Genomic DNA, 9,786 nt, shown 5'->3' on the forward strand with positions numbered 1-9,786 from the left:
GGGTAGGGATGCTCCAGCGCGTGTTGGAGTCGATGTCGCCCAGGTTGATGAAGAACGTGCCCGGCCGCGAGCCGTCCATCGCCGGTGGGTAGTAGTAGCCGCCCGGCGAGGTCTTCTGCATGTGCGTCGGCACCGGCTGTACCACCAGCTTCTGCGGCGGCAGATGGCCGAACCAGCGCGGCAGGATCGGGTCCAGGTCACGCAGCCGCTGCTCGATGTCGCCCAGCAGTTCCCTGCGGCCGGCATCGCTGTCGGCGTACCGGTAACGCGGATCGTCGCGCAGCTGCTGCACGCGCGCGGCCACGCTGCCCTCGCGCAGGCCGAGCTGGGTAAGCCGCGCATCCATCGCCTTTTCCACGCGCGCCACTTCATCCAGGCCGATCTGGTGGATCGCATCGGCGTCCAGGTCGGTGCTGGTGTACCAGCGCAGCGCCGCATCGTAGTAGGCCTTGCCCTGTGGCAGCGCCCACACGCCCTTGTTGCCCAGGTGCCTGGCCTGCAGCGCCTGCACATCGGCCAGCAGACGCTGGTAGCCGGGGTTCACCGAGGTCTGCACGGCCATGCTGGCCTGCGCGAGCAGTTCGGCACGCCGCGCCGGTGCGATTGCCGCCACTTTCTCCAGTTTGCGTTGCAGCGACTGCACCCACAGGCTGTCCTTGGGCGCGGGCGCCAGCAGCGTGCGGAACTGCTCGGCCGCGCCCTGCAGCGCCACCTCCGGCGGCACCACGCCCTGCGCGGCCTGCATGTCCACGTTGGCGCGCACCTGGTCCAGCTTGGGGCCCATCGCCTGCAGCCGCGCGATGTAGCTGCGGGCGCTGGCCTCGTCGGTGACCGCGTGCTGGTTGTCCATGAACTGCGGCAGGTTCACCGGCAGGCTGAACAACTGGTCCACCGCGTAGGTGCTGCCGCCCACCGGCAGCCACGCGGCCGCCCACGGCACCGCCATCAGGTCGATCTGCGCCTGGTAGAACCAGCGCGCCAGGCCGTCGCTGAGCTGTTGCTGCGGATCCAGTGGGGCGCCGTGCCAGTCCTTGATCGCGGCGAGGTTGTCGGCCAGGAAGCGCCGGTTGACCTCACGCTGGGCCAGCGACACATCGGTGAGCTGGCTGGAGAAGTCGGCACCGTCGCCGCTGATGCCCAGCATCGTGCGCAGTTCCGGATCGGCATTGATGGCGGCCATGGTCTGTGCATCGAGCAGGCCATTGAAGGAAACGGCAGCAGGTGTACCGGCAATGGCGGGGGCCTGTGCCTGCGCGGCCGGCACGGTCAACGTGAGAGGTGAGGCCAGGGCGACGGACAGCAGCAGGGGCAGGGTGGCAGGCTTGTGCGCAAACACGAGCTATCTCCGGTGGCGGGCGGTGTGCGCGCAGGCTACGCCAGGCGCGCAGGCCGCGCATCTGCGACGGGTCACGCGGTCGCCGGGGCGGGCGGGCGCACATTGCCGTGCTACGACCCGCCCCGCCATACATGCGCGCTTTATCGGCACCGTCAACCCGCGCGTCGCTCGAAACCATCGCTGCTCCATGCCTCGCTGTCCACGCCGTGATGGATCACGAACAGGCCGTCCGGATCGTAACGGCGCTTGGCTGCCAGCAGGCGCGGGTAGTGTGGCCCCCAGAACGCCTGCTGCCAGTCTTTCTGGAAGTAGTCACACTCGGACACATAGGTAGGCGCCTGCGGCGCCACCGCGCTCAAGGCTGTATAGGCGCGGCTCACCCGTAGCGCGCCATGGCGCGCCTCCGGCGCGTTCACCGCCCCGCCGCAGCCGGGGTACACCGGGCCGCCGGCGTTGCCGATCAGCGCCAGTGCGAAGGCATCCAGCACCGCCGGATGGGTGGCGGTGGCAGCGCTGGCGGCGAGGGCATCGGCCGGTGCGCCGAACAGGCCCTTGTTGCAGTGCAGGCCCACGTCCATATGTTCGGCCGCTGCGCAAAGCGCGTCGGCGGCGTTCTCTATGCGGTCCTCGCCAAGCAATGCCGAGGGCAGCCATGCCGAGGCGTAGCCGTGCAGGAACCAGCCCACCTGGCCCTGGTCGCCCTTCCACAGCATGTGCGTGGGCGGCGCGCCGTCGCGGGTGTCTTCGGCGATGATCTGCGGTGCGTGCTGGCGGAAGAAATCGGCATTCCAGAAATCCCGCGCCGGCATTGCCAGTGCCTGCAGCGGCTCTCTGACGGTGTAGTCCGCACGTGCCTGGATCCACGCCAGCAGCGGCTGCCAGGTTGCTTCGGCCGTCTCGCGGTCCAGCCCCTGGAACACCATCGAGATGGACAGCACGCGCTCGCCGCCGAAGGTAATCTGCTCCCCCCAGTGCGGATTGCACAGGGCGTCGCGGTAGAACCGCAGCACCTGCGCGGCCAACGCGCGCCATGCCGTTTCGGTGCCGGCCTGCACTTTGAGCGAGATCCCGCCGAAGGTGCGCGGCAGCGCATGGGTTTTGAGGGTCATGCGGGTGACGATGCCGAAGCTGGCCGCGCAGCCGCCCTTCAACGCCCAGAACAGCTCCGGTTCGTGGTCGGCGTTGACCACCCGGACCTCGCCGTCGGCGGTCACCACCTCCGCCTCCAGCAGGCTGGCGGCGGCCGTTCCGAACGCCTTGGAGAAACTGCCGAAGCCACCGCCGGTGACCAGGCCGGTGACCCCCACCGAGGTGCAGCCACCGCCCTGCACGTAGCGCCCGCCTTGGGTGGTGACCGCATCGTAGGCATCGATCCACATCGCCCCGGCGCCTACGCTCACCGCCGGCTGGGGCGCAGTGCCCGGCCGCGCGCCCTGCGGCACGAAGGCATCATGCAGCTGCACCTGCTTCATCGCCCGGGTCCAGACCAGCAGCGAATCCGGCGCGCAGGAGGTGCCGTGGTAGCTGTGGCCACCGCCCTTGACCACCAGCCGCAGCCGGTGCCGCCGCGCGAAGTTGACCGCGGCGGCAACGTCGGCACTGTCGCGGGCGGCCACCATCTGCGCGCTGGGGACCGAACGCCACGCCCCGAAGTAGCCGCTGGTCTGGGTCAGCCCGGGCTGGTCGCCGATGTAGAACGGATTCTGGATCTGCGCCATGCCCTCGGCACGGGTGGCCGCATCGCCGAGGAACGGCGACTGCGGCACCGACAGCCGCCCGCCGACGGCGCGCGACAGCTGCTCCCAATCGGTGGCGGCCGGCCAGCCCACGCCGCCGGGACGCGCCCGGGCCCATGCGTTGGCCGGCGCGGCAGCGGCTTTCAGCACCAGCGGCAACAAGGGAAGGGCCAGGCTGGCCTTGAGGCAGTCGCGTCGTTTCATCGGGGGCATTCCTTCGGTCGTGGCCAGTGGCGATGGCAGCCACTGTGCGCGCCGAAAGGCCCGCCGCCATTGGCGTGGGGATGAAGGCAGGGACAAAGGGATRAGTGGTGGCCGGGGAGGGACGGGGCTCGGGTATGCTGTGGGGCGCAGCGCGGGGAAGGCGTTGCGCCACCTACCGACGGATGACCGATGGCTATCGCTTTGATCGCGTTGCTGCTGATGGAGCTTGTTCTCCAGATGGCCTGGAATCGCCTGTACTTCGTCTGTGGGATCACCCTGTTCGACCGGCGCATCGCCGCCCCGGCCGACGCCCGGGCGCGGCTGACACCGGGCAGCCTGGAGCGAGACCTGGCGACCGGGCAGGGGGCGACGCTGGCGTTCCGTCGATTCCCCGATGGTCTGGTCGCGTTCCGCGGCAGCTTCGGGTTCGCCCAGCGCCGCTACTATCCGCTGATGCGCGGCCTGATCGTGGTCGATGCCGAGCGCAACCAGGTGCGCGTGCTGGGGCTGTGCAGCTGGTTCCCGGTGGCGTTTGTGCTCGCGCTGGTGCCCATCATCGCGCTGCGGCCAAGCGCTGCACCGTTGCTGCTGCTGCCGGTGATTTTCGTGATCGGCTATGTCATCCAGAAAAAGCAGTTCCTTGCCGTGGTGGAGGCCATACGCGCGCAGCTGGATGACACGCCCATGGACGTGATCATGGCCGAGCGGCTGCAAGCGCGACGGCCCCACTGATGCGCCGCTTGCACGCCCTCCCGGCGCACAGGATATGAAACCCATCTCGACTGTACTGGGCGCGCTGTTGCTGACGCTCACTGCCTGCGCCGGGGTTGACACGCGCGCCGCCGCGTCAGCGGAGCCGGCGGATGTCCAGGCGCGCATCGACCGTGTCGAGCGCGGCCTGTCCACGCCGGTGACGGTCAAGGGCGTGCCCCCGGTGAGCTGGTCGCTGCGCGAGCGCATGGCCTTCCATCACGTCCCGGCGGTGAGCATCGCGCTGGTCAACCACGGCAAGGTCGAGTGGGTCCGGGCGTATGGGGTGCTGGACGCCGCCACCGCCCGGCCTGCAAGCCCGGCCACGCTGTTCCAGGCCGGTTCGGTCAGCAAGGCCGTCACGGCGATGGGCGCATTGCATCTGGTCGAGCAGCACGCGTTGTCGCTCGATGCGCCGGCCAACGATGCCCTGCGTGCGTGGAAGATTCCCGACAACATATTCACCCGCACCGCCCCGGTCACGCTGCGGCAGCTGCTCAACCACTCGGCGGGTATGACAGTGCACGGTTTCCACGGCTACGCGCCGGGGCAGGCGATTCCATCGCTGCTGCAGGTGCTTGATGGAGCGCCGCCAGCCAACTCTGATCCGATCCGGGTGGACGTCCCCCCGGGCACGCGGTGGCGGTATTCGGGCGGCGGCTTCAGCGTGGTGCAGTTGATGATGACCGAAGCCGGCAAGGCGCCGTTCGACCTGCTGATGCAACGCACGGTGCTTGGGCCGCTCGGCATGCGCGACAGCACGTATGCGCTGACCCTTCCGCCAGCGTGGCAGGACCGGGCGGCGACGGGGCACCGCAGCGATGGCAGCGCCGTTCCCGGGCATTGGCAGATCTATCCCGAGTCCGCAGCGGCAGGCCTGTGGACCACCGCAGCGGACCTGGCCAGGATCGTGATCGAGGTGCAGCAGGCGCAGGGGAGGCAGTCGGGCAAGGTGTTGTCCAGCGCCATGACCGCTACGCTGCTGACCCGTGGCCTGGGCGAATACGGGCTGGGCTTCTACGTCGAACCGCTTGGGGCAGGGACCAGTTTCAGCCATAGCGGCGGCACCGACGGCTTCCGCGCGCAACTGTATGGCTACAGCCATACCGGGCAAGGCGTGGTGGTGTTGACCAACAGCGACAGCGGCGCGGCGCTGATCGCCGAGCTGCTCGGCAGCATCTCGGCCGAGTACGGATGGCCCGAGTTCGGCCGGATCGAAAAGACCGCGCTGGCCCCGGATGCGGCCCTCAACGCGGCGGCCGCCGGCGCCTATACGCTGGAGGATCAACCGGCCGCCATCATTGCCGAGGGGGATCGCCTCTACTTCCAGAGCGATCTGTTCGGTGCGCAGCGCATGGAACTGTTTGCCGAATCGCGTACGCGCTTCTTCATGACCGCACAGGACATGAGCGTGGTGTTCAAGCGCGGCGAGGACGGTTTGGTTGCCGGCTTCGACCTGCTGCGTGGCGCGAACACCTATGTGGGTACGCGCCATCGGCCGTGACCGACGGTATCGCAGGTGCGTAGAATTGGCTGCTGACCTTACCGTTGCCGCGTGCAGAGGACGCCGGGTACATGAATCGTTCCGTACGCGATGGCGAGCGTCGCACCCGCCTTGCCGCAGCGATGCACGCCGCCGGCTGCACCCAACCCAAGGATTGGGTGCGCAGTGAGCTGGGCGAGGACATTCCCCAGTTCGCCCGTTTCCTCATGCTTCGTGACGTGCACCGGCTTGCCGATGCGGTGGATGACACCTTGACCGAGGCCCTGTACGACCAGCCCGAGCTGCAGCACACGCTGGATGCGTTGCGTGCCGCGGTGCCGTCGGCATCGCTGCACGCCTTGCTGCTGGCCTATGGCAAGGCACTGGGCAACGGTTTCGTGATGGCCCTGGATCAGGGGCCTGCCGCGCCGGAAGAAGGCATGCCCGGCTGGCAGCTAATGGAAACCGATGCCGACGGCGCGCCGACCGGACGCCGGGTGGAAGGCCTGCACGAGGACTATCTGGATTTCGACACGTCCTACGAGCGCCTATCCGTCGATGGGTATCTGCCATCTTCCTCAAAACTCGAGGATGGCGATGCGTAGGACGCTGGTGGGCGTGCTGTTTTCCCTGATGTCATTGGTCGCAGCCGCAGCCGCGGCCGTTGCGGGTGAGGGGCCGGGCTGGGTGCCGCCTGCAGGATCGGAGCAGGTGCCGCTCTGGCCCAATGGCGCGCCGGACCGGCCGCAGGCACGGCCCGCGCCCGAATCGGTATCCACGGTCAGGACGAAGACCGGTCACGACTATCTGGCCATCGCCAACGTGAGCGAGCCGACCATCACGGTGCTGCCGCCCAAGGGCGCCAACACCGGTGCGGCGATCCTGGTTTTCCCCGGTGGGGGTTTCAGCATCCTGGCGATGGACATCGAAGGCACCGAGATCTGCGACTGGGTCACCGCGCGGGGCATGACCTGCGTGCTGCTCAAATATCGCGTGCCGGGCGGCAACCATTACTGGAACAAGTCCTGCAACTGCCACATCACCCCGCCGGTGCCGTTCGCGTTGCAGGATGCGCAGCGGGCGATCCGGATGCTGCGTGCCCGCGCGCCCGGGTTGGGCGTGGACCCCCACAGGATCGGCGTGATCGGGTTCTCGGCAGGCGGCTATCTGGTCGCGCAGACCAGCAACATCCTCCAGCCTGCTTACCGGGCGGTCGATGCGGTGGATGAGATAAGCAGTCGCCCGGACTTCGCCATCGCCCTGTATCCAGGGCACCTGTGCCGCGCAGGGGACACGCTGGACCCCGGCCTGCCTGTCACCGATCAGGCGCCGCCGACCTTCCTGCTGCAGGCCTGGGACGATCCTGTCGACAGCATTTGCAACAGCACGGTCTATGCGCGCGCGCTCGACGCGGCCGGCGTGCCCACCGAGGTGCATCTGTTTGCCAAGGGTGGGCATGCGTTCGGCATGCGCCCTACCGGGCATCCGGTATCGTCATGGCCGACGCTGGTGGGGACCTGGCTCAAGGAAATCCAGGTGCTCTAACCTCACATCCTTCATCACGCGCAGGTGGCACCATCGACCGACCCCTAGTTTCGGAGGCTGCCGTGAACTCAACCGTCGTCCTGGCCCGCCCTTGGGCCATCCATCCCTTCCACGCCGCCGTGCTGGGCGGCGTGCTGCCGCTGTTCCTCGGCGCGCTGCTGGCCGACTACGCCTACTGGGGCACGTACCAGCCGCAGTGGAGCAATTTCGCCGCGTGGCTGCTGGTCGGCGCGATGGTGATGACCACGCTGGCCCTGGTCTGCGGCATCGTCGGGCTGGTTCGTGGCCGTCGCAACCTTGGCTATGCCGTGGTCCTGGCGGTCACCTGGGGCGTTGGCTTCGTCAACTGCCTGCAGCACGCCCGCGATGCGTGGGCGGTGATGCCGGCCGGGCTGGTGTTGTCGGTGATCGGCACCGTGCTGGCATTGGTGGCGACGTGGATCGGGTTTTCCAGCCTGCGCGTGGGAGGTGCACGATGAACCGTCAGATGATCAAAGGGGTATCGGTATCGGTGTTGGCGGCGGCATTGGCTGCCTGCGGCGGCCAGGCGCCCCAGCTCCATCAGATCGGGGGTACGCCCGAGTTGCCCGAGCCGCACCGTGGGCTGATGCCGGACATGACCATCGCCACGCCGTCCGCCTGGGGCGACCGGATGCCGACTGTGCCCAAGGGCTACCGCATCGCCGCGATCGCCACCGATCTGGCCATTCCGCGCCAGACCCTGGTGCTGCCCAACGGCGACATCCTGGTGGCCGAAGGCCGTGGCGGCAACGAACCGGCGCTCAAGCCCAAGGACGTGATCGCCGGGAAGATAAAGGCCAAGGGCACCACGCCGGTCAAGGGCGGCAACCGTCTGACCCTGCTGCGCGACGCCGATGGTGACGGTGTGTATGAGATGAAGACGGTGTTTGCCGACAAACTCAACGCGCCCTATGGCCTGGCGCTGATCGGCAGTGCGCTGTACGTGGCCAATCAGGACGCGCTGGTGCGTTTTGACTATCAGGCCGGTCAGACCAAGGCCGGCGCAGCGCCGGTGAAGGTCACCGACCTGCCGGCGGCGATCAACCACCACTGGACCAAGTCGCTGGCCGCCAGCGCCGACGGCCGCTATCTCTACGTCGGCATCGGCTCCAACAGCAACATCACCGAACGCGGCCTGGACGTTGAAATCGATCGTGCGCAGGTCTGGCAGATCGACGCGGCGAGCGGCGCACATAAAACGTTTGCCACTGGCCTGCGCAATCCCACCGCGCTGGCGATCCAGCCCGGCACCGGCGCGCTGTGGGCGGTAGTCAACGAGCGCGACGAAATCGGCCCCAACCTGGTGCCCGATTACCTCACCTCGGTGCGCGAAGGCGCATTTTACGGCTGGCCGTACAGCTACTGGGGCAAGAACGTGGATCGCCGCGTGATGCCGCAGAACCCGAAGAAAGTGGCCTCGGCCATCGCACCGGACTACGCCCTGGGATCGCACGTGGCCGCACTCGGCGTGTCGTTCTCCGCCCCGGCGATGGGCGCGACGTTCGCCGATGGCGCCTTTGTCGGTGAGCACGGCAGCTGGAACCGCGACCCGCCGGCCGGCTACAAGGTGGTCTTCGTTCCCTTCAGCAATGGCCGTCCGGCCGGCGATCCCATCGATTTCGCCACCGGCTTCCGTGGCGATGACGGCAAGACGCGGGGCCGCCCGGTCGGGGTCACCGTTGATCCGCGTGGTGCGCTGATCATTGCCGATGACCTGTCCAACACCATCTGGCGGGTGACACCGGCAGCAGGGGCGGCAGCGCCGAACTGAACCTGACAGGATGTCGATGCGTCAATGTGCACGCATTGACGCGGCGTTGCCACAATTGGCGTAAATTGCTGACCGAATTGCGACGGGCGCTGTAGCGCCCGTCGCCTCATGTCCGCGTGCCTGCAACGCCTTCGCTCAAGATCCGGTGCCTCAATGTTGTCTGCCCCCTCATTCCCAGTGGTGCGCACGTGCGCGGTGTTGGCGTCGTCATCGGAGCGCTGCGCGTGAGCGCTGCGTTCGGGCGCTTCCCGGCCGGTAACGGTGTCGTCGCCGAGCGGGTGCGGGCGATGGACTGGCACGCCACCCCGGTCGGTGCGGTCGAGACCTGGCCCAGCGCGCTGCGCAATGCGGTCAACCTCATGCTGGCCTCGCCCGAGAGCATGTACGTGGTGTGGGGTGATGCACTGACGTTCTTCTTCAACGACGCCTACAGCCCCATCCTGGGCACACGTCTGGAAGGCGCGTTGGGTGCACCGCTGCGCGAGTTGTGGGCCGATGCGTGGGACGCCGTGCGGCCGCCGATCGAGCGCGCCTTCGCCGGCGAGTCCTCGCGCTTCGAGAACATGCCGGTGGTCATGGCGCGGGGCGGTGTTCCCGAAGACACCTGGTGGACCTTCTCCTTCTCACCCATCTACCTGGATGACGGCAGCGTCGGCGGCGCATTCTGCGTCACCAAGGAAGTCACCCAGGCCATCGTCGCGCAGCAACGGCTTGCCCAGGAGAACCAGCGCCTGATCGCGCTGTTCGACAAGTCGCCGATGTTCATGGCGTTCCTGAGCGGTCCCGAGCACCGCATCGAGCTGGCCAACCCCGGGTACGAGCGGCTGGTGGGCCATCGTGACGTACTCGGCAAGTGCATCCGCGATGCGCTGCCGGAGGTGGTGGAGCAGGGCTTCCTGCCATTGCTGGACCAGGTCTACCGCACCGGCCAGCCGTATAC

At 68.1% G+C, this 9,786-nt stretch carries 9 protein-coding genes; 7 read left to right on the top strand and 2 right to left on the bottom strand.

Features of this window, described 5'->3' with window-relative positions; all coding sequences use genetic code 11:
• Both ACXJKH_RS09335 and ACXJKH_RS09340 read right to left on the bottom strand, forming a co-directional pair.
• The coding region (locus tag ACXJKH_RS09335; RefSeq protein ID WP_457319221.1) for a DUF885 domain-containing protein at window positions 1–1,336 on the bottom strand (1,336 nt) is incomplete at its 3' end.
• A 152-nt stretch (window positions 1,337–1,488) separates the two neighbouring features.
• The gene (locus tag ACXJKH_RS09340; protein ID WP_457319222.1) at window positions 1,489–3,276 is read right to left on the bottom strand and encodes an FAD-binding protein; all 1,788 of its coding nucleotides are present in this window, start codon (window positions 3,274–3,276) and stop codon (window positions 1,489–1,491) included.
• 189 nt (window positions 3,277–3,465) lie between these two features.
• On the opposite strand from ACXJKH_RS09340, the gene ACXJKH_RS09345 reads away from it, so the two are divergent.
• The 7 genes from ACXJKH_RS09345 to ACXJKH_RS09375 all read left to right on the top strand — a co-directional run.
• Window positions 3,466–4,008: a hypothetical protein gene (locus ACXJKH_RS09345; protein WP_457319223.1), complete on the top strand. Its 543-nt coding sequence runs from the start codon at window positions 3,466–3,468 to the stop codon at window positions 4,006–4,008.
• Between the two features lie 34 nt (window positions 4,009–4,042).
• Window positions 4,043–5,530: a serine hydrolase domain-containing protein gene (locus tag ACXJKH_RS09350; protein WP_457319224.1), complete on the top strand. Its 1,488-nt coding sequence runs from the start codon at window positions 4,043–4,045 to the stop codon at window positions 5,528–5,530.
• A gap of 71 nt (window positions 5,531–5,601) precedes the next feature.
• Window positions 5,602–6,114: a hypothetical protein gene (locus tag ACXJKH_RS09355; RefSeq protein ID WP_457319225.1), complete on the top strand. Its 513-nt coding sequence runs from the start codon at window positions 5,602–5,604 to the stop codon at window positions 6,112–6,114.
• A 106-nt stretch (window positions 6,115–6,220) separates the two neighbouring features.
• Window positions 6,221–7,054, top strand: a complete 834-nt coding sequence (locus ACXJKH_RS09360) for an alpha/beta hydrolase (RefSeq protein WP_457319226.1) — start codon at window positions 6,221–6,223, stop codon at window positions 7,052–7,054.
• Between the two features lie 62 nt (window positions 7,055–7,116).
• A complete protein-coding gene (locus ACXJKH_RS09365; RefSeq protein ID WP_457319227.1) occupies window positions 7,117–7,533 on the top strand; it encodes a DUF2231 domain-containing protein in 417 nt (138 codons plus the stop codon).
• On the top strand, window positions 7,530–8,846 hold the full coding sequence (locus ACXJKH_RS09370) for a PQQ-dependent sugar dehydrogenase (protein ID WP_457319228.1): 1,317 nt from the start codon (window positions 7,530–7,532) through the stop codon (window positions 8,844–8,846). Before ACXJKH_RS09365 ends, ACXJKH_RS09370 begins: the two co-directional genes overlap by 4 nt.
• A 287-nt stretch (window positions 8,847–9,133) precedes the next feature.
• Window positions 9,134–9,786: PAS domain-containing protein (locus tag ACXJKH_RS09375; protein WP_457319229.1), on the top strand; the 653-nt coding region annotated here is incomplete at its 3' end.

The organism is Stenotrophomonas sp. P5_B8 (assembly GCF_054049855.1).

Coding starts and splice junctions, on each gene's coding strand:
- ACXJKH_RS09345 (WP_457319223.1), top strand. CDS start 3,466: ATGGCTATCGCTTTGATCGCGTTGCTGCTGATGGAGCTTGTTCTCCAG.
- ACXJKH_RS09355 (WP_457319225.1), top strand. CDS start 5,602: ATGAATCGTTCCGTACGCGATGGCGAGCGTCGCACCCGCCTTGCCGCA.
- ACXJKH_RS09370 (WP_457319228.1), top strand. CDS start 7,530: ATGAACCGTCAGATGATCAAAGGGGTATCGGTATCGGTGTTGGCGGCG.
- ACXJKH_RS09350 (WP_457319224.1), top strand. CDS start 4,043: ATGAAACCCATCTCGACTGTACTGGGCGCGCTGTTGCTGACGCTCACT.
- ACXJKH_RS09340 (WP_457319222.1), bottom strand. CDS start 3,276: ATGAAACGACGCGACTGCCTCAAGGCCAGCCTGGCCCTTCCCTTGTTG.